The sequence below is a fragment of the Nocardia tenerifensis NBRC 101015 genome (genome assembly GCF_000308715.1).
Classification (GTDB): Bacteria; Actinomycetota; Actinomycetes; order Mycobacteriales; family Mycobacteriaceae; genus Nocardia; species Nocardia tenerifensis.
Map to the genome: position 1 here is coordinate 1 of NZ_BAGH01000204.1, position 19,350 is coordinate 19,350.

The 19,350-nt window shown below is 70.4% G+C and carries 16 protein-coding genes; 8 read left to right on the top strand and 8 right to left on the bottom strand.

Translation table 11 applies throughout. The features are described 5' to 3' along the window. The 3 genes from ON39_RS17395 to ON39_RS17405 all read left to right on the top strand — a co-directional run. On the top strand, positions 1-904 hold a 904-nt coding region (locus ON39_RS17395), incomplete at its 5' end, for a lactonase family protein (RefSeq protein WP_040735344.1). 169 nt (positions 905-1,073) lie between these two features. Beyond that, the gene (locus ON39_RS51165) at positions 1,074-2,702 is read left to right on the top strand and encodes a serine/threonine-protein kinase (RefSeq protein WP_051186745.1); all 1,629 of its coding nucleotides are present in this window, start codon (positions 1,074-1,076) and stop codon (positions 2,700-2,702) included. A gap of 28 nt (positions 2,703-2,730) precedes the next feature. Beyond that, positions 2,731-4,194 (top strand): M20/M25/M40 family metallo-hydrolase, encoded by a 1,464-nt coding sequence (locus ON39_RS17405; RefSeq protein ID WP_246002802.1) that lies wholly within the window; start codon positions 2,731-2,733, stop codon positions 4,192-4,194. Between the two features lie 16 nt (positions 4,195-4,210). Here ON39_RS17405 and ON39_RS17410 read toward each other — a convergent pair whose 3' ends face one another. After that, positions 4,211-4,777 carry a hypothetical protein gene (locus ON39_RS17410; protein WP_146251059.1) on the bottom strand — a complete coding sequence of 189 codons (567 nt, stop codon included), beginning with the start codon at positions 4,775-4,777 and terminating at the stop codon, positions 4,211-4,213. Between the two features lie 164 nt (positions 4,778-4,941). On the opposite strand from ON39_RS17410, the gene ON39_RS17415 reads away from it, so the two are divergent. Further along, complete coding sequence (locus ON39_RS17415; RefSeq protein WP_040735346.1) at positions 4,942-5,817, top strand: LLM class F420-dependent oxidoreductase; 876 nt, start codon at positions 4,942-4,944, stop codon at positions 5,815-5,817. 13 nt (positions 5,818-5,830) lie between these two features. Here ON39_RS17415 and ON39_RS17420 read toward each other — a convergent pair whose 3' ends face one another. The 3 genes from ON39_RS17420 to ON39_RS17430 all read right to left on the bottom strand — a co-directional run bounded on the left by ON39_RS17420 (position 5,831) and on the right by ON39_RS17430 (position 9,781). Then, positions 5,831-7,300 carry a benzaldehyde dehydrogenase gene (locus ON39_RS17420; protein ID WP_051186748.1) on the bottom strand — a complete coding sequence of 490 codons (1,470 nt, stop codon included), beginning with the start codon at positions 7,298-7,300 and terminating at the stop codon, positions 5,831-5,833. 138 nt (positions 7,301-7,438) lie between these two features. Continuing rightward, on the bottom strand, positions 7,439-8,896 hold the full coding sequence (locus ON39_RS17425) for an AMP nucleosidase (RefSeq protein ID WP_040735347.1): 1,458 nt from the start codon (positions 8,894-8,896) through the stop codon (positions 7,439-7,441). Between the two features lie 144 nt (positions 8,897-9,040). After that, positions 9,041-9,781, bottom strand: coding sequence for an alpha/beta hydrolase family protein (locus tag ON39_RS17430; protein WP_051186746.1), 741 nt, complete (start codon positions 9,779-9,781; stop codon positions 9,041-9,043). 100 nt (positions 9,782-9,881) lie between these two features. On the opposite strand from ON39_RS17430, the gene ON39_RS17435 reads away from it, so the two are divergent. Further along, entirely contained in the window at positions 9,882-11,714 is a 1,833-nt protein-coding gene (locus tag ON39_RS17435) for an ABC transporter ATP-binding protein (protein WP_040735350.1), read from the top strand. After that, entirely contained in the window at positions 11,711-13,426 is a 1,716-nt protein-coding gene (locus ON39_RS17440; RefSeq protein ID WP_040735351.1) for an ABC transporter ATP-binding protein, read from the top strand. The genes ON39_RS17435 and ON39_RS17440 overlap by 4 nt, the downstream gene beginning before the upstream one ends. A gap of 109 nt (positions 13,427-13,535) precedes the next feature. Here ON39_RS17440 and ON39_RS17445 read toward each other — a convergent pair whose 3' ends face one another. Beyond that, positions 13,536-14,519 (bottom strand): helix-turn-helix transcriptional regulator, encoded by a 984-nt coding sequence (locus tag ON39_RS17445; protein WP_040735361.1) that lies wholly within the window; start codon positions 14,517-14,519, stop codon positions 13,536-13,538. A gap of 89 nt (positions 14,520-14,608) precedes the next feature. Between ON39_RS17445 and ON39_RS17450 the strand changes: the two genes are divergently transcribed. Then, complete coding sequence (locus ON39_RS17450) at positions 14,609-15,007, top strand: VOC family protein (protein ID WP_040735352.1); 399 nt, start codon at positions 14,609-14,611, stop codon at positions 15,005-15,007. Positions 15,008-15,009: 2 nt separating this feature from the next. Here ON39_RS17450 and ON39_RS17455 read toward each other — a convergent pair whose 3' ends face one another. Continuing rightward, the gene (locus ON39_RS17455; protein ID WP_211336284.1) at positions 15,010-16,314 is read right to left on the bottom strand and encodes a glycosyltransferase 87 family protein; all 1,305 of its coding nucleotides are present in this window, start codon (positions 16,312-16,314) and stop codon (positions 15,010-15,012) included. Positions 16,315-16,496: 182 nt separating this feature from the next. Between ON39_RS17455 and ON39_RS17460 the strand changes: the two genes are divergently transcribed. After that, a complete protein-coding gene (locus ON39_RS17460; RefSeq protein ID WP_040735353.1) occupies positions 16,497-17,120 on the top strand; it encodes a VOC family protein in 624 nt (207 codons plus the stop codon). Positions 17,121-17,131: 11 nt separating this feature from the next. Here the strand turns inward: ON39_RS17460 and ON39_RS17465 are convergent, their stop codons facing one another. Together ON39_RS17465 and ON39_RS17470 are read right to left on the bottom strand one after the other, a co-directional pair. Then, complete coding sequence (locus tag ON39_RS17465; protein WP_051186747.1) at positions 17,132-17,539, bottom strand: hypothetical protein; 408 nt, start codon at positions 17,537-17,539, stop codon at positions 17,132-17,134. Positions 17,540-17,600: 61 nt separating this feature from the next. Continuing rightward, the coding region (locus ON39_RS17470) for an SDR family NAD(P)-dependent oxidoreductase (RefSeq protein ID WP_040735354.1) at positions 17,601-19,350 on the bottom strand (1,750 nt) is incomplete at its 5' end.

A 19,350-nucleotide genomic window follows, 5' to 3' on the forward strand; every position in this document is an offset into this window, starting at 1 on the left:
GTCCTTCCTCGCGCTGTCCCCCGACCGGCGCTACCTGTACGCGGTCAACGAGGGCTCGGGCGCGGGCACCGCGACCGCGATCGACGTGCACAGGCAACGGCCGGCCGTGCTGAATACCGTTGCGGTGCAGGGCGATGCGCCGACGCACCTGTGCGTCGCGCCGGACGGCCGCCACGTCCTCACCGCGAACTACACCTCGGGCAGCGTCAGCGTGCTCGAGGTCGCCTACGACGGGCGGCTCGGCGCGGTGACCGACGTCGCCCAGCACACCGGCCGCGGGCCGGATCCGGATCGCCAGACCGGGCCGCACGCGCACCAGGTGTCGTTCGATCCCTCCGGCCGCTGGGTGCTCGCGGTGGATCTGGGCGTGGACTCGGTGTACGTCTATCGGCTGGTCGGCGGCGAACTCATCCGGCACGCCCAGGTCGCGCTGGCGCCGGGCAGCGGGCCGCGGCACCTGACCTTCCACCCCGACGGCCGCACCGTCTTCCTCGCCAACGAGCTGAATTCCACGGTGACCGTGCTGGATTGGCAGGCCGACCGCGGCGAGCTGCGGGCCGGGCCGTCGGTGCCCGCGGACACGAACACCGGCGGCGAGCGCAACTATCCGTCCGCGCCGGTCGTCGCCGCGGACGGCCGCTTCCTCTACCTCGCCAACCGCGGCCACGACAATATCGCGACCTTCGCCCTCGTCGGCGGGCTGCCGATGCCGATCGGCACCACGCCGTGCGGCGGCAAGTTCCCCCGGCATCTGACGCTGAGCCCGGACGGCAGGCGGCTCTACGCCGCCAACCAGAAGTCGAACTCGGTGACCTGGCTCGACCTCGACCCGCTCACCGGCCTGCCCGCCGCGCCGACGGCCCCGCTCGCCGCCACCGCCGCCACCTGCGTGCTGTTCGAGTAGCCGCGCGTCCGTCGGCTACCCGTCCTTCGATCGGATGGCGTGGGCAGGCCCGGCGGGCTGATCTGCCGGTGGGCGTGCGGCTGATCGGTCCGATGGAGGGTGCGTGTCGCGGGCGGGGGTGGTTAACTCCTCCTCGGATTGTCGTGTTCGAAGGGAGTTAGGGGTAGGCGTGGTACAGCTCGGGGTGAACGAGTCGTTCGCGGACTACCTCATCGAGGGCGTGCTCGGCCAGGGCGGGATGGGCACGGTGTATCTCGCTCAGCACCCGCGGCTGCCGCGCCGGGTGGCGCTCAAGCTGCTCAACCGCGAGGTCTCCGCCGACCAGGAGCTGCGGCGGCGATTCGAGCAGGAGGCCAATGTCGTTGCGCGGCTGGACCATCCGGGCATCGTCGGCATCCACGACCGGGGCGCCCACGACGGGCGCCTCTGGATCGCCATGCAGTACATCCACGGCTCCGACGCCGCCCGGCTGGACCCGCGCGAGGTGCCGGTCGACCGCGCCCTGCGCATCGTCGCCGAGACCGGCGCCGCGCTCGACTACGCGCACAGCCGCGGCGTGCTGCACCGCGACATCAAACCGGCGAACATCCTGCTCGCCGCGCCGGACACCGGCCGAGCCGAACGCGCGGTGCTGACCGATTTCGGCATCGCTCGCCTGCTCGACTCGAACACGCAGCTGACCTCTAGCGGCACCTTCCACGCCACCCTCGCCTACGCCTCGCCGGAGCAGCTCTCCGGCGAGGTGGTCGATCATCGCTCGGATCAGTACTCGCTCGCCTGCACGCTGTTCACGCTGCTGGCGGGGCACCCGCCGTTCGCGGCCACCAACCCGGGTCAGGTCGTCGCCGGGCACATCAGCAAACCGGTGCCGCGACTCCACGCGGTGCGTCCCGACGCGTCCGAGGCCTTGGACGCGGTGATCGCCAGGGCGATGGCCAAGCGGCCGGACGACCGATTCCGCAGCTGCCATGAATTCACCTCCGCCGCTTGGGAATCCAGGCACGCGCGGGTGATTCACGCGCCGGTGCGAACGCCCGCCCGGCTGGCGCCGACGGCGGTGAACCAGCCCGGCCGGCAGGCGCCGACGCCCGTAGTCGATGCCGCTCGTCAGGGACCGACACCCACACTGAATGCCCAGTCTGCTCAGCTGGGCCCAGCACCCGCACCGAATGCGCAGCCCGGTCGGCAGGCGCCCACACCCGCGCCGAATGCTCAGTCCGCTCGGCACGGGTCAACACCCACACCCAACGCCCAGTCCCCTCGCCAGGCACCGACACCCGCGCCGGACGGGCAGCCCGGTTGGCAGGGGTCAACACCCGCACCCAATGCCCAGCCTCCTCGCCAGGGGTCAACGCCCGCGCCGAATGCCCAGCCCGAACGCGCGACGGCACGCGGCCTCGGCGGCGCAATGGGCGCAAGCTTTTTCGCCTTCCTCCTCGCCGGCCTGGCCGCGTTGGGGGTGGCGCTTCCGCGCGCCGACACCCTCCGCGCACTCATCAACATGCAGGACCCGCACATCGCCCCCTACACCCTCTCCTGCGTCGCGGCCTCGGGAGCCACACTCCTCCTGCTTCTCGGCGTGTTGCTGCTGTTGTCCCGCAGGCGTTCCGGTCGGGCGATGACGGTCCTCGGTTGCGTGAGCTACCTGGCGAGCCTGGTACCCGTCCGCTTCGGCTACGACGGCCCGGTCGGCACCACCGGCGGTGCGCTGGCGCTGGGACTGCTGCTGGCCGGGCTGACGCTGCTGCTCACGCTGTCCACCTCCACGGCCCGCTGGGTGCGCGCGAACCGACGGTGAGCACTGTGCTTCTGTGTTAGCTTTCGTTATGTCTGATTTCAGTCGCCGTAAACCCTTGATTTCGGTGGCCGCATTGGGACTCATCGCGGCGCTCACCGCAACCGCCTGCAACTCCGAGGCCTCGAAGAACGACGCGAGCTCGACCTCGAGTTCGACCTCGACCAGCGTTGCGGCCCAGGACAATACGAAACTTTTCCACGATATCTATAAACAATTGGTGGAGACGGATACCTCGCATTCCACCGGCAGCACCACCGTCGCCGCGAACGCAGTCCGCCAGCGCCTGCTCGACGCGGGTTTCGCCGAATCCGACATCCAGATCTTCGAACCGGTCGAGCGCAAGGGCGACCTGATGCTCCGCTTCGCCGGCTCGGGCCGGCGTAAACCATTGCTGCTCATGGGACATCTCGATGTCGTCGAGGCCAAGCGCGAGGACGGGTGGACCACCGACCCGTACAAGCTCACCGAGGCGGACGGCTACTACGCCGCCCGCGGCTCGAATGACGATAAGGCGATGGTGTCCGCCCTCGTCTCCGGCCTGATCGAGCTGAAGCGAGAGGGTTTCAAGCCCGACCGCGACATCGTGCTCGCGCTGACCGCCGACGAGGAGGCGGGCAAGGACAACGGCGCGAAGTGGTTGATGGACAACAAGTTCGACCTGATGAACGCGGAGTACGGCCTCAACGAGGGCGGCCGCGCGCTGCTCGTCGACGGGAAGCCCACCCTGCTGGGCGTGCAGGTGGCCGAGAAGACCTACGCCGCCTATCAGGTGGAGGCCAAGGCGGCGGGCGGGCACAGCTCCGTGCCGACGAAGGACAACGCCATCTACACGCTCACCGCCGCGCTGAATCGCCTTGCCGCGTACCGCTTCCCGACCTCACTGAGCGACCCGACCCGCGACAACTTCGGCGCGCTCGCCGCGGGCCGCAGCGGGCAGGAGGCCGACGATATGCGCGCGGTCGCCGCGGGCACCCCGAGTCCCGAAGCGCTGGAACGACTCTCGGCGAACCCGGAGTACAACGCGCAGCTGCGCACCACCTGCGTGGCGACCATGCTGACCGCAGGCGAGGCCGAGAACGCCCTGCCGCAGACCGCCAAGGCGACGGTCAACTGCCGAATCCTGCCGCAGGACAAGCCCGACGACGTCGACCGGCAGCTCAGGGCGGCCCTCGCCGACGACAAGCTGACCATCACCCCCAAGGTCGACGCGGCCGGCGGCATCTCCCCCACCAACGGCGACGTCATGACCGCCGTGACCACGTTGACGAAGGAGCTGTTCCCCACCGCCGCGGTGAGCTCGTTCATGTCCAGCGGCGCCACCGACAGCAAATACGCGCGCAGCAAAGGGATTCCGATGTACGGGGTGAGCGGGCTGTTCATGGTGCCCGCCGACGCCGGCCGCATCCACGGCATCAACGAGCGGGTGCCGATCGCCGGGCTCGACGCCAGCCGCGAGTTCCTCTACCGGCTGATCAAGCAACTGTCCCAATAGTTCTAGGTGATCCGCCTTAGGGCTGATCGAGGGTCGCCAGCTCCGTCCGCAGCGTCTCCACCTCGGCGGCGAGCTCGTCGCGCAGCTGTTCGCGCTCGGCGAGGCTCGCGCGCATGCTGTCGATGGTGTCGTTCATCGCGGCCAGTTTCTGGTCGGCGCCCGAGAGCCGCCACTCGATGACGGCGCGACGATCCACGTCCGCGCTGGCCTTGGCGACCCACGCCACCACGTAGTCGAGCCAGTCCGGTTGCTTGGGCATCTCCTCGCCGGCGTCCCACCCGCGCCGCGCCGCCGTCTTCGCCGAGAGCACCCGCTCGCCGACGGCGCCCTCGGCCGGGGCGTTCATCTGCACGTGGCTGAGCTTCCCGGCGGTGGTCACCACGGCGGTCAGCCGGTAGCGCCCGGCCAGGTGCATCTTCAGCTCCGCCGCGCCGCGCCCGTCGGCGTCCATCGCGCCGAGCCACGGGCCGTCGGCCGCGTTGATGATCGACTCGAGCATGCCGAGCTGCCCGGCGGCGCGCCGCACGCGGTTCGCGTGTTCGCGCAGCTCGTCCGGCGTCGCGGTCATTTGGTCCCAGTGCATCGCACCTACTTCCTCGTCGACCGGCTCCAGGGGTGGCACCTACGAACGTACCGTCGTCGCGGGCGCGACCGTGGCAGACGTGCGCGCGGGCGACCCTTGACTTGGAGTGCACTCCAGGTCGTAGCGTGAAGGCTCCGGTTGCCGACACACGAGGAGATCGTCGCATGGAGCTCGGTTTTCACCTTCCGATATTCGACATCGAGGGCGGCACGACCGCCATCGCCGGCGAGCTGGCCAGGGTCGGCGCCGCGGCCGAGGCGGCGGGCGCGACCTGGTTGTCGTTCATGGACCACTACTTTCAGATCGAGCCGACCGGGCTGCCCGCCGAGTCGAACATGCTCGAGGGCTACACCACGCTCGGCTTCCTGGCCGCGCACACCTCCCGGATCGAGCTGGGCCTGCTCGTCACCGGCGTGACCTATCGGCACCCCGGCCTGCTCGCCAAGATCGTCACCACCGTCGACGTGCTCTCCGGCGGCCGGGCCGCGCTCGGCCTCGGCGCGGCGTGGTTCGAGCGCGAGCACCTCGGGCTCGGCGTGCCGTATCCGCCCATCGCGGAGCGGTTCGAGCGGCTGGAGGAGGCGCTGCGCATCTGCGACCAGATGTGGGATCCGGCCAACAACGGACCGTTCGAGGGCAAGCACTACCGGCTGGCCGAGACGCTCTGCTCGCCGCAGCCGATCCACCGGCCGAGGGTGCTCATCGGCGGCAACGGCGAGCGCAAGACGCTGCGGCTGGTCGCCCAGTACGGCGACGCGTGCAACCTCTTCGGCACCTCCCCCGCCGACGTCGAGCACAAGCTGGACGTGCTGCGCCGCCACTGCGACGACGTCGGCCGCGACTTCGGCGACCTGCGCATCACCATCATGGCCAACAACCCGCGCCCGACGCCTGACACCCGCGACGAATTCGTCCGCACGATGGCCGATTACGCGAAGCTCGGCGTACACGCCGTCATCATCAGCCCGACCACCGGATCGCCCGCCGCGTGGATCGACAGCATGGCCCCGGCCGTGCCGCAGCTCGCCGAACTCGGCTGACGCCCTTGGCGATTCAGAACGGGTAGGTCGCGGGGCGGTGCTGCATGGTGATCCAGCGGGTCTCGGTGAACGCCTCGATATTCGCCGCGGCGCCGCCGAACCGGCTGCCGGTGCCGGACGCGCCGAGGCCACCGAACGGGGCGACGGCCTCGTCGCCGACGGTCTGGTCGTTGATGTGCACGATCCCGGTGGGGATCCGCTCGGCCAGCGCCAGACCCCGGGCGGCGTCCGCGGTGACGATGCCGAGGCTGAGCGCGTACTCGTCGGCGGCCGCGAGCCGCGCCGCCTCCTCGACCTCGCGGAACGACAAGACGGGAGCCACCGGGCCGAAGACCTCCCGCGCGTAGGCGGGCATCGTCTCCGCGACCCCGGCGAGCACGGTGGGCCGGTAGAACAGCTCCCGGTAGCTGCCGCCGGCCGCCAGCTCGGCGCCCGCCTCGACGGTCGAGGTGACGAGGTGGTGGACCTTGTCGCGCTGGCCCGCGTCGATGATCGGCCCGAGCGCGACCTCCTCGGTGGCCGGATCGCCGACCGGCAACGCGTCGGCCTTCGCCGCGAGCAGTGAAACATAGTCCGCGACAAGGCTTTCGTGCACGAGGTGGCGGCCGGTCGTCATGCAGATCTGGCCCGAGTGCAGGAACGAGCCCCACGCGCCCAGCCCGACGGCAGCCTCGAGATCGGCGTCGTCGAGCACGATCAGCGCCGAGTTGCCGCCGAGCTCGAGGTGAGCCCGCTTCAGATGCCGGGCGGCCAATTCGCCCACGCGGCGGCCGACCCCTGTCGAGCCGGTGAACGAGATGACGGGCACCAGCGGATCGGTGACGAGCGCCTCGCCGATATCCGCCCCGCCGGGCAGCACGTGCAGCACGCCCTCGAGCAGCCCGGCCGCCTCGAATATCCGGGCCAGCGCCACCCCGCCGCACACCGCGGTGCGCGAATCCGGTTTGAGCACAACGGCATTGCCGAGGGCGAGGGCGGGCGCGACCGAGCGGATGGACAGCACGAGCGGAAAGTTGAACGGCGCGATCACCCCGACGACGCCGACCGGCACCCGGCGCGTCATGGAGAGCCGGTCGTACGCGGTGGGCAGCAGCACGCCCGGCGGCGTCGAGGCCAGCGCGGCCGCCTCGAAGCACTCCTGCGCCGCGGTCTCGGTCTCCACCGCCGCCTTGCCCGGAATCGACCCCGCCTCGCGGATCAGCCAGTGCTGGATGTCGGAGGCGTAGCGCTGGAACAGATCTCCGGCTCGGCGCAGCACGGCGGCGCGTTCGTGGAACGGTTGCGCGGCCCAGTCTCGCTGGTTCGCGGCGGCCGATCGGGTCGCCGCGGAGAGGTCATCGATCCCCGCAATGCCGAGGCGGCCGAGCTCCGCGCCGGTGGCCGGTTCGACGACCGGCGCGGTCGTGGCCGCCTCGCGCCTGCCGTCGCTGAAGATCATGCCCGCCCACGTCGTCGGCTTCAGCAGATCGGTGGGTGTGGGCATGCTCATCGGTCCTTCTCGACGGAAATAACGCTCGAGAGCGATGATTTCACCGCGTCGCCGGACCGGCTCGACTTCGGACGAATCTGTTCCCTCAGGGTCTACGGTGTAGACGCTGACGGAACAGAATCGCCGGATGCACTACCGGAAAGGCGGTTCGTTGAACGTGCGCAGCTTGCGCGAGTGCAGCCGATCCCCTTCGGCGCGTAGCAGTTCCACCGCGCGGATGCCGATCTGCAAGTGCTCCGAGATCGCGCCCTCGTAGAAGCGGTTCGCCTGGCCGGGCAGCTTGATCTCGCCGTGCAGCGGCTTGTCCGAGACGCACAGCAGGGTGCCGTAGGGCACGCGGAACCGATAACCCTGCGCGGCGATCGTCGCGCTCTCCATATCGATGGCGACCGCGCGGCTGAGGTTGAAGCGCAGGGCCGAGGCGGAGTAGCGCAGCTCCCAGTTCCGATCGTCGGTGGTGACCACGGTGCCCGTGCGCAACCGCTGCTTCACCGCCTCGCCCGGCATATTGCTGACGATCTTGGTGGCGTCGTACAGCGCCCGCTGCACCTCGGCGATGCTGGGGATCGGAATGTCGGGCGGCAGCACTGAATCCAGCACGTGGTCGTCGCGCAGGTACGCGTGGGCGAGCACGTAGTCGCCGATCGCCTGGCTCTCCCGCAGGCCGCCGCAGTGGCCGATCATCAGCCACGCGTGCGGGCGCAGCACCGCCAGGTGATCGCAGATCGTCTTCGCGTTCGACGGGCCGACGCCGATATTGACCAGGGTGATGCCGCGCCGGTCGGCGCTGGTCAGGTGCCAGGCCGGCATCTGATGCTTCTTCCACGCGAGATCCGAGGCGGTCTGCGCGCCGAGGGACGCGGCGTCGAGCACCGTGCCGCCCGGACAGGAGAGTCCGTCGTAGGGACTGTCCGGGTCGGCGATCTGCTCGCGCGCCCAGCGCACGAACTCGTCGACGTAGCGGGTGTAGTTGGTGAACAGCACGAACGGCTGGAAGTGATCCACCGGCGTTCCGGTGTAGTGCTGCAACCGCGCCAGCGAGAAGTCGGTGCGCAGCGCGTCGAAGTGACTGAGCGGGAAGGTGTCCACCGCGTTGAAGATGCCGTCGGCGGTCTCGTCGCCGATGCTGGCCAGGTCGGTGGTCGGGAAGTAGCGCGCCATCACCGCGGCCATCGAGCTGTCCAAGGTCAGCTCGGCGCGGTCGATCACGTACGGGAACGGGATCTCCTGCCGCGACGGCGTCACCTCGATCCGCACGTCGTAGTCGCGCTCGATCATCTCCAGCTGCTCGGACAGGTAGTGGCGCAGCAGGTCCGGCCGGGTGATCGTGGTGGCGTAGCTGCCGGACTTGGCGAAGCGGCCCCACGCGCGGGAGCGGTCCTTCGGCGGCGCGCCGCCGGCCCAGCTGATGCGCAGCTCGGGATAGACGAACAGGCCCTCGGCGCGGGCGGCCTCGTCGGGCACCGTGCCGTTGGCGACGAAGGCCCTGATGGCATCGCGCAGCGCGGCGACGGAACTCTGGTAGCGCGTCGCCAGCTCGTCCAGGGCCTCGGCGCTGGTCAACGAACTGGCTGGTGGCCGATTCGGCATAAGTCTCCCTGCGTCGCGTTCGGCGGTTGTCGTACGGACACCGTATTTCACGGCGGTGCCCGCGAGCCCGGTCGAGTGTCGCGGACAGTGACGTGGCTCATCCGAGCATCGACGAGCGGACAGCCGAGCTCGCCCGCGCGGAACCTACGGCGCGTCGGACCGCCCCGGCAGTGCCGCGCGCATCAACTCCATTACCCCGGGCCACTTTTCGGACTCGGGATCGATCAGATCGAAGTGGTGGGCGCCGGGCAGCACCACGGATTCGGCGGGGCTGTCCTGACTCATCGACACGGGAACCGTCCGGTCGTCGCTGCCGTGCACCAGCAGCACGCCGGGCCGGCGCGGCGCGAGCCGCACGCGCGGGTCGAGGTCGGCGTACCGGGCCGCCTGCTGTTCCGGCGTACCGCCCATCCACGCGGTGACCGCGCCGCCGCCGAGGCCCAGCCGGGAGGCGAGCGCGAGATCGGCCACCGGCGCCAAGGCGAGGACCACGGCGCTGCGCCGGTAGGCCCGGGTCAGCGCCAACATTCCGCCCGCGGAGTGACCGACCCACAGCACCGGCTCGGCCAGGAAGCCCTCGAGCAGATCGAGATCTTCCATCGCCGCGTACGGGTTCCCCGGCTCGCGCCGATACTCCGGCAGCACCACCCGCACACCCGTCGCCGCCGCGGCGCGGGCGAACGGCCTGCCGTGCGTCCGGTCGATGGTCGGTCGAAAGTAGCCGCCGTGCAGGTAGACCACCGTCGGCCCCGAGGCGCCGAAAACCTCGAGCACCTGGTCGGCGTGCGGACCGTAGGACGTGACGACGCCCGCGTCGGCCCCCTGCCGCAGTAAACGGTCGAGCGCCGCCTCTTCCCGATCCTCGACCGACTCGTGACCGCTCACGCGGGCTCCCTTCTCGTGCGGACAAGTTAGCAACGGACAGGCGATCCCGGCTCGAGGTACATTATTTGTACGCGTAATAAAACTGTGAAATGGGAGCGCGATGACCGTGATCGACACTGTTCCGGCGAGGGAGCGACCCGCGCCGAGCCCGAGCGCCGACGACCCTGCGGCGCAGGGCATTTCGAGCCTGCTGCGCCCGCACGCGGCGAGCTTCGCCGCCGTGATCGCGCTGCAGGTGGTCGGGGCCGTGGCCGGACTCGCGCCGCTGCTCGCGGTCGTGGAACTGGGCAGGACCCTGTTGTCGCCGGGCCCGATCGACCACGGCCACGTCTGGACCGTCGTGCTGGTCGGCGCGGCGGGCATGTTCGTGCGGCTGCTGTTCACCGCGGCGTCGGCCGGCGTCGGCCACCTGGTCGACGGTCAGGTCCAGCTGTCGTTCCGCAGGCGACTGGCCGCGCGGCTCGGGCGGGTGCCGATCGGCTTCTTCTCCCAGCGCCGCACCGGCGAGCTGGCGAAGGTCGTCGGCGAGGACGTGAGCGCCGTGCACCCGTTCATAGCGCACGCCCCCGGCGAGTTCGTCTCCGCGTTCGTGGTGCCGCTGGTCTCGCTGGTCTACCTGTTCACCATCGACTGGCGAATGACGCTGATCGCGCTGATTCCGGTGGTGCTCGCCGTAGCGCTCGTCCCGCTGATGATGACCCCGGCCCGCACGCGCGAGCAGGCGGAGTTCGACACGGCCATGGGGCGCATCGCCAACTCGGTGGTCGAGTTCGTGCAGGGCATCGCGGTGGTCAAGGCGTTCGGCGGGTCCGGGCGCGCGCACGGTGAATTCCGCAGGGCGGCGGACGCTTTCGTCGACACGTTCCTGCGCTTCGTCAGCGGCGTCTCGGCCGTGGCGGCGGGCATGCAGTTGGTCCTGTCGCCGCCGTTCGTGCTGCTCGTCCTGCTCATCGGCGGTTCGGCGTTCATCACGAACGGCTCGCTGGCCCCGGCCGATCTGCTCCCCTTCCTGCTGCTCGGGCTGGGGCTGACCGCGCCCGTGGCGGCGCTCGGCCACGGCTTCGACGACATGCAGGCCGCCGGGCGCGCGGTCGGCCGGATCAAGGACGTGCTCGCCGTGCCGTCGCTGCCCGAGCCCGCGCGACCCCTTGCGGCACAGGGACATCGGGTGGAGCTGCGCGGGGTCCGCTTCGGCTACGAGGCCGAGCACGAGGTGCTGCGCGGCATCGATCTGGTGCTGGAGCCGGGGACGGTCACCGCGCTCGTCGGCCCCTCGGGCAGCGGAAAGTCCACGCTGGTCCAGCTTTTGCCGCGCTTCTTCGATCCGACGCACGGCTCGGTCGTCCTCGGCGGGGTCGATCTACGCGAACTCAGCAGCGAGGAGCTCTACCGCGCAGTCTCTTTCGTTTTCCAGGATGTCCGCCTGCTGAACGCCTCGATCGCGGACAATATCGCGCTCGCGGTGCCGAAGGCCGACCGCGACGACGTCGTCCGCATCGCGAAACTGGCGAACATTCACGATCGGATCCTCGAGCTGCCGCGCGGCTACGACTCGGTGATCGGTGCGGACGTCGAGCTGTCCGGCGGTGAGGCGCAACGCATCTCGATCGCCCGTGCCCTGCTGGCCGACGCGCCGGTGCTGGTGCTGGACGAGGCGACCGCCTTCGCCGACCCGCAGACCGAGCACGCGGTGCGCGAGGCCCTCGCGACGCTGTCGGGCGAGCGAACCGTCCTGGTCATCGCGCACCGCCTGGAGACGGTCGCCGACGCCGACACCGTCGTGGTGCTGGCGGACGGCGTGATTGTCGAACGCGGCAAGCCCGCCGAGTTGCTGAAGCACAACGGGAAATTCGCGGAGTTCTGGCGGTCGCACCAGTCGGCGCTCGGCGACGAGATCGAAACGCATGTGCGGCAAGGAGAACAGCTCCCATGATTCGAATGTTGTTGCAGGTGCTGGGGCCCGAGTTCGCGCGGCCCGCGCGCCGCACCATGGTCTTGATGACGATCACCGCGGTGGTCGAGGGACTGTCCTACGCGCTGCTGGTGCCCGTGCTGCGCGCGCTGTTCGGCAGCGATCCCGCCGACGCCGAGCCGTGGCTGATCGCGTTCGGGGTCGCGGTCGCGGTGTACGCGGTGCTGCGGTACCGCAGCGATCTGTCCGGCTTCCGGGTCGGCGCGACGATGCTGCGCGGCATGTACTACCGGTTCGGCGACCACCTGGCCCGCCTGCCCATCGGCTGGTACAGCGCCAACCGGGTCGGCGAGGTGTCCGTGATGGCCAGCCGCGGCCTCTTGCAGGCGATGAGCGTGATCGCGCATCTGCTCGCGCCGTTCATCAGCGCCTGCGTGACGCCGCTGACGATCATCGCCGTGATGTTCGCCTTCAACTGGCAGATGGGCCTGGCCGCCCTGGCCGCCGCCCCGATCGTCGCGGCGGTCCAGATCTGGACGGGCCGCTCGATGGCCGCGGCCGACGCGGAGAACGCCGCACGCGGGCGCGCGGCCTCCGGCCGGGTCATCGAGTACCTCCAGGCACAGCCGGTGCTGCGAGCGGGCGGCCGGACCGGCGAACGGTTCCGGCTGCTCGACGACTCGCTGCGGGAGGTGCAGCGCGCGGGCAGGCGGACCGCGCTGTCGGCCTTGCCCGGCATCGTGGGCCTCACCCTCACGGTGCAGGCGATGTTCACCGCGCTGCTGGTGCTCGGCGCCTACCTCGCGCTGGCCGGAAGCATCGGCGCGGCAGAGGTTTTGGCGATCCTGGTGCTCACCGCCCGCTGCGCCGACCCGCTGCTGTCGCTCTCGGAGATCGGCGGCAAGCTGCGCAGCGCCCGCGCCGAACTCGCCAGGCTCGACGCGGTCCTGCGCACCGAGCCGCTGCCCGAACCGGCCGAGCCGACCCAACCCGCCGACCGGAGCCTGGAGTTCGCGTCGGTCACCTTCCGGCAGAACGGCCGCACCCTGATCGACGACCTGTCGCTGTCGGTGCCGCAGGGGCAACGGCTCGCGATCGTCGGGACGTCGGGCGCGGGCAAGAGCACCCTGCTGCGCCTGCTCGCGCGGTTCTACGACGTGGACGCGGGCGCGGTGCGCGTGGGCGGGGTCGATGTGCGCGCGATCAGCACCGAGACGCTGATGCGGCAGATCGCCATCGTCTTCCAGGACGTCTACCTCTTCGACGGCACGATCGAGGAGAACGTGCGGCTCGGCCGCCCCGACGCCGACGCGGCCGACGTGCGCGCGGCGGCGACCGCGGCGCGGCTGGACGAGGTGATCGAGCGGCTGCCCGACGGCTGGGCGGCGAAGGTCGGCGAAGGCGGCGCGCTGCTGTCCGGCGGTGAGCGTCAACGTGTTTCGATCGCGCGGGCACTGCTCAAAGACGCGCCCATCGTGCTGCTCGACGAGGTGACCTCCGCGCTGGACCCGGTGAACGAGGCCGCCGTGCACGAGGGCATCGAGACACTGATGGCGGGCCGGACGGTGGTGATGGTCGCGCATCGCCTGCGCACCGTGCAACGCGCGGATCACATCGTCTTCCTCGACGGCGGGCGGATCGTGGAGCAGGGCGACCACGACGAATTGCTGCGTGCGGGCGGCCGATACGCCGACTTCTGGGATATCTCGGTGGCGCGCGTCGCGAGCAAGTGAGAGGCGCGAACCGCTGAGTTCGCGCTGCCCGCGCCGACGGTGCACCCTCCAGCGACGGAACCCCGAGGCGTCCGGCGCGGGTGGAAACCGTTCACGTAGCACAACGAGCTCAGACGTGACGACGGGCGGACTGCATAAGCCGCTCCGCGAACGCGGCGACCAGGTCGCGAAGCTCGTCCGGTCGTTCGATGACGAACGGCCGGTCGAGCGACGCGAGCACGGCGGGCAGCCAGTCGAGCCGCTCCACCCGCAGCTCGACCCGGGACCAGGTGTCCGAATCACCTTCGCCCGCAGGCGAGTTCGTCACGACCGCGACGCTCGCCGGCAGCCGAGCGTGGATCTGCTCGGCGGTGCCCCGGATCGAGAGCGTGACCTCGTGCCGGTACGGCGCGGTAGCGAGCCCGGTGAGCACGCGTTCGGCCGGATCGAGGTCGTCGGGCGGCGTGAACGAACCCGGCAGGGTGCGCGCGGCGGCGATGCGATCGAGCCGGAAGGTCCGGTCCGCGCGGAGCGCGGGGTCCACGCCCGTCACATACCACCTGCCCGAGTGCGCGACGAGCCCGTACGGGTGCAGCGTGCGTTCGCCGCGCCTGCCGTCGGCGGCGGTGTACCGGATCGAGACAGGCCAGTGCCCGCGCACCGCGTCGGCGATGGTCAACAGGACCGCGGACGCCGGGGCCGTGAACTCGCCTGGCGCACTGGTGAAATCGAGGGAGGCGAGCACGGCGTCGAGCCTGCGGCCGAGGCGCTCCGGCAGCACCCGCCGGATCTTGGCGGCCGCGGTCTCGCTCGCCGCGCCCGTGCTCGTCAGCAGGCCTGCCCGCCGACCGGCCACCAGGCCGAGCAGCACGGCCAGCGCCTCGTCGTCGCTCAGCATCAGCGGCGGCATGCGATATCCGGCGGCGAGCCGGTAACCGCCGTAGCGGCCGCGCACGGATTCGACGGGCACGTCGAGGTCGAGCAGGTGGTCGACGTACCGGCGCACCGTGCGCTCGTCCACGCCGAGCCGGTCGGCGAGTTCGGCCACGGTCCGGGTGCCGCCCGCCTGTAGCAGCTCCAGTAGGGAGAGCACGCGAGCCACGGGTCGGGTCATGCGGAAATTCTCTCGCGAATACCGGGCGGGTTCTGTCCGGTATCGGTCATAGCGTGGGTCGCGGCAATCCAGACCGATCAGGAGCATCCATGAACTTCGTCTCTATCCGCATCATCACCGCCGACGTGGCCCGCCTCGTCGACTTCTACGAGCGGGTCACCGGCGCGGCCGCGAACTGGGCTACCGAGGACTTCGCCGAGGTGCGCACCGCCTCGGCCACACTCGCGATCGCCGGCACCCGCACGGTCCCGCTGTTCGCGCCGGGCTCCGCCCACCCGGCGGACAACCGCACGGTGATCCTCGAGTTCCTCGTCGACGACGTCGACCGCGCGTACCGGAACCTGACCGAGGTGGTGCCCGAGTTCGTCAACGAGCCGACCACGATGCCGTGGGGCAATCGCTCGCTGCTGTTCCGGGACCCGGACGGCAACCTCGTCAACCTGTTCACCCCCGTCACCCCGGCCGCCATCGAAAAGTTCGGCGGCTGAGACTATTTCGCGCTCAGCATCCACTCCTCGTCCTTGGCGCCGAGGCTCGACCGCTCGGAGTTCGTGATTCGGCGTAAGCCGAGAGCGGTTACCGCGAGCAGTACCACGGTGAGCCAGATGTAGGCGTTGCGATAGAGCAGGGTCGGGTGCGCGCGTGCGGCGAAGTCGAACACACTGACCAGGGTGGGATCGAACACGACAAGGACGCCGCCGGAGACGACGATCGCCGTCGCGAGGAAACCGAGCGGCGCGACCAGGCCGCGGCGGCGCAGCGCCAAGTCACCGAGGTAGACCAGCAAGGGCGCGAGCCACACCCAGTGGTGCACCCAGCTGAACGGCGAGACCGCCGTCATGGTGACGCCGACGCACACCACCGCGGGCAGTTCGTGCCCAGCCCGCGACAGCCGCCGCGCCAGATACAGGCAGACCGCCGCCATCGCGGCCGCGCCCGCCAGCCAGAGCAGTTGATGCGTGCCTTCGACGCCGACCGAGCGCGCGATCAGGCCGCGCAACGACTCGTTCGACAGGTTGGCGGGCACGCCGACACGCTGCGGATCCATGAAGGCCCCGGTCCAAAAGGTCAGCGAATCCTTCGGTAGCACAGCGAAACCGACGACCAGCGTGGCGACGAGCGCGCCCACCGCGGTGGCCGCGGCCCGGTAGCGCCGGGTGACCAGCAGGTAGAGCACGAAGAACGCGGGCGTCAGCTTGATGCCCGCGGCGACGCCGGTCAGCACGCCCTTCCACCGCGACGTGTCGGGCAGCGCCATATCGACGATGACGATCAGCAGCAGGAGGATATTGATCTGCCCGAAGGCCATGCTCTGGCGGATGGGCTCGCACCACAGCAACAGCCCGGCGACCGCGACGGCGGCGACCGCCGTGCGCCGATCGCGGCGGTAACCGAGCATCGACAACGCCGTCCAGCACGCCACGGCGAGCATGGCGAAATTCCCGAGCCCGCCGACGAGGGTGTACAGATCGCCGTGCAGCCAGCGCAGCGGAACGAAGATCAGCGCCGCGAACGGCGTGTAGACGAACTCCCAGACACCGCGGGTATCGCCGAGCAGCGGACTGTCGTACACCGACACGTGGTGACTCACCCGATCACCGGCGATCTGATAGACGCTCAGATCGATCAGATGCATCATCACCTGCCGGTGTTCGAGCACCTGGACCAGGTAGTACGCGCCCGCGACGACACCGGCGAGCACGATCGTCCACCAGGCCGCCGGCGCGATGGCGCGCGGCGGTAGTTTCGGCGCGGCGGAGGATGTTTCGATGTTCTCGATCGTCGATGTCGACAAACCCACTCCCAGCTATCGGACTCCGTTCGCGCCACCCCACGCTAGCGGCGACCCGGCGCGCTTTCCAGGCGCGTGCGCGAGTGGGCGTCCCCGGCGACGGCGCGCCGGCTCGGTCGAGCGCCCGAGCAACCGATCAGGAATCGAGAAGCGCGGGTCGTGCGGCGGCGCATAGCGTTGCCGTCATGAACATCAGCACCGCTCAGACCACCATCGACGCCGTCACCCTCGAGGTGTCCGACCCCGCGGCCGCCGCCGCCTTCTACGACAACGCGTTCGGCCTCGGCGACCGGCTGCGCGTCCGCGCCACCGACGCGCCGACGACAGGCTTCCGCGGCTTCATCCTCTCGCTCGTGGTGTCCCAGCCGAGCACCGTCGACAGCCTCGTCGGCTCGGCGATCGCCGGCGGCGCGACGACGCTGAAGCCGGCCAAGAAGAGCTTCTGGGGCTACGGCGGCGTCGTGCAGGCGCCCGACGGCGCGATCTGGAAGATCGCGACCTCGGCGAAGAAGGACACCGGCCCGGCCACCAGGGAGATCGACGACTTCGTGCTGCTGCTCGGCGTCGACAACGTCAAGGCGACCAAGCAGTTCTACGTTGAACACGGCCTGACCGTCGCGAAGAGCTTCGGCAGCAAGTACGTCGAGTTCGACGCCCCTTCGTCGTCGGTCAAGCTGGCGCTGTACGGGCGCAAGGCCGCCGCCAAGGACGCCGGCGTCGACCCCGCGGGCACGGGTTCGCACCGGCTCGTCATCGGCGGCGCCCTCGGCGCCGGCGCCGACCTCGACGGATTCGCCTGGGAGTCATGAACTTCGCGAAGCTAGGCGTCGAGAAGCCTTGCCGCCCTGCGCAATGCGTCGACGGTGGTCTCGGGCGAGGTGTTGAAGCAAAGCACCGCTCCCGAGCCGCGCAATGCTTCGACGATCCGCTCGAAGAGCTCGGTGTGCTCCGGCATCAGCCGGATCGCGCCCCCGATCATCGCGACGGCGACCGGCCCCTCGTCGAGGCGCGCTCGAACCTCGCGTTCGGCCGTCTCGGGGTCGGTGCCGACCAGACACGACACCGCGTCGAACCCGGCCGCGCGCATCGCGGCGTGCCCGGTCTCGATGCGCGCGAGCAACTTCTGTTCGTCCAGATCCGGAAAGCGGCTGTAGTCAAGGGATTTCGGATGTAGACCGATGGTGAGGATGCGCCCGGCCGTCGGTCGCGAGAACTCTTCGTTGGCCATACCAGCTCTTCCATGTCGCAATTACCTTTGTAGACAAAGCTAATTTGTCGACAAAGTCATGTCAAGACTGCCGGATGAGCTCCTCCGCCATCTTCGCGCCGATATCCGCCAGCCCGAGGCCGAGCGCCCGCGCCATGTGCACAGGGGCGAGCTCGACGCCGGTGGATCTGCCCGCGCGCGCGGCGAATTCGACCGCCATCAGCGAGTCCACGCCCAGCTCGAGCAGCGGCGTCCGCACGTCGACGGCGTCGGGCGACACCCCCATGACGACGGCGAGCACCTCGACCAGCTCGGCGGTGACCGCCGCCGCGCGCTCAGCGGGAGGCAGCGCCGCGATCCGCGCGCGCAGCGCCGCACCGCCGCCCTCGGCCGCCGAACCCGCGGCGTAGTCGGCGAAGCGGGCCGAACGGGTGACCGCAGGCATGGTGGCAGCGGCCGCCGTCCAGTCCAGGTCGATGATCGAGGCGTGCGCGACCCCGAGCCGCAGGCACTCGCCGAGGTAGTCCGTCGCGGCGTCCATCGGGATGGGCCGCAGCCCGACGGCGGCCAGGTAGCGCACGGTGTCGGCGTCCGCCTCGGCCATGCCGCCGCCCGCCATCGAGCCCCAGTCCAGGCACAGCGCCGGCTCGCCCCGCCGAATCCGTTGCTGCGCGAGGGCTTGCAGCGCCGCGTTGGCCGCGGCGTAGGCCAGCTGCGGGAATCCGCCGAGCAGGCCGCTGACCGACGACCACAGCACGAAGTGATCCAGCTCGATCCCGGCCGCCCGCACCGCAGTGTCGAGGTTGCGCGCGCCGTCCAGCTTGCCCGCGAAGACCTGCGCGATCCGCTCCCACGTCAGCGACGCCGCCGCGGTGTTGTCGACGATGCCCGCCGCGTGGAAGACACCGCGCAGCGGAGCCTCGCGCGTCGCGGCGCGCGCGAGCAGCGCCGTCACCGCCTCGTAGTCGGCTACGTCGGCCTTCTCCTCGACCACTTCCACTCCGGCAGCGAAGAATTCGCTGATCTGCCGCTCGGCCGCCGGGTCTGTCGCGCCACGCCGACCGACCAGGACGAGGTGGCGCGCGCCGCAGCGCACCAGCCATCGGGCGGTGGCGAGCCCGAAGGCGCCGAACCCGCCGGTCACGAGATAGCTTGCGGCAGAGTTGATCTCGATACGTGGCGGACGGCGGCGAACCTCCGGACGCCGGTCGAGATCCAGGACGACCCGGCCGATGCGCTTCGGCCGGACCACCGCCTCGAAGGCGGCGGCCGCCTCCGAACTCGGATACGTGTGAAATGGCAGGTGCTCGTATGTACCGTCCTTCAGCTTCTCGACCAGCTCGAGGGTGTGCCTGCGAATGACCCACGGCCGCAACCGCATCAACCGATCGAGGTCGACGGCGACGAACGACAGGTTCCGGTCGAACGGGCGCAGGTCGAGCACACCGCCGCCGTAGATATCGGCCTTGCCGATCTCGACCACCCGCCCGAACTCCGCGGCGGCATGAAGGTTCTGCCGGACGAATTCGCCGGGGACGCTGCTCAATACGACATCCGCGCCCGCGCCATCGGTGATGCGCATGACCTCGTCGACGAAGGTGACGGTCCGCGAGTCGATGGCGTGGTCGGCGCCCGCCGCCAGGACATGCGCCCGGCGCTCGTCGCTGCCCGCCGTCGCGATGACCGTCGCGCCGAGCCGCCGCGCGACCTGGATCGCCGCCATCCCGACACCGCCCGCGCCGCCGTGCACGAGCACGACCTCGTCCGGACGCAGCCGCGCGGCGTCGACCAGGGCGATCTCCGCCGTGAGGAAGGCCAGCCAGGAGCTGCAC

Excerpts from the sequence above, each read along its gene's own strand:
- ON39_RS17420 (WP_051186748.1), bottom strand. The coding sequence starts at position 7,300 with ATGCCCACACCCACCGATCTGCTGAAGCCGACGACGTGGGCGGGCATG.
- ON39_RS17410 (WP_146251059.1), bottom strand. The coding sequence starts at position 4,777 with ATGCACTGGGACCAAATGACCGCGACGCCGGACGAGCTGCGCGAACAC.
- ON39_RS17425 (WP_040735347.1), bottom strand. The coding sequence starts at position 8,896 with ATGCCGAATCGGCCACCAGCCAGTTCGTTGACCAGCGCCGAGGCCCTG.
- ON39_RS17405 (WP_246002802.1), top strand. The coding sequence starts at position 2,731 with ATGTCTGATTTCAGTCGCCGTAAACCCTTGATTTCGGTGGCCGCATTG.
- ON39_RS17415 (WP_040735346.1), top strand. The coding sequence starts at position 4,942 with ATGGAGCTCGGTTTTCACCTTCCGATATTCGACATCGAGGGCGGCACG.
- ON39_RS17435 (WP_040735350.1), top strand. The coding sequence starts at position 9,882 with ATGACCGTGATCGACACTGTTCCGGCGAGGGAGCGACCCGCGCCGAGC.
- ON39_RS17465 (WP_051186747.1), bottom strand. The coding sequence starts at position 17,539 with ATGGCCAACGAAGAGTTCTCGCGACCGACGGCCGGGCGCATCCTCACC.
- ON39_RS17450 (WP_040735352.1), top strand. The coding sequence starts at position 14,609 with ATGAACTTCGTCTCTATCCGCATCATCACCGCCGACGTGGCCCGCCTC.
- ON39_RS17445 (WP_040735361.1), bottom strand. The coding sequence starts at position 14,519 with ATGACCCGACCCGTGGCTCGCGTGCTCTCCCTACTGGAGCTGCTACAG.
- ON39_RS17460 (WP_040735353.1), top strand. The coding sequence starts at position 16,497 with ATGAACATCAGCACCGCTCAGACCACCATCGACGCCGTCACCCTCGAG.
- ON39_RS17440 (WP_040735351.1), top strand. The coding sequence starts at position 11,711 with ATGATTCGAATGTTGTTGCAGGTGCTGGGGCCCGAGTTCGCGCGGCCC.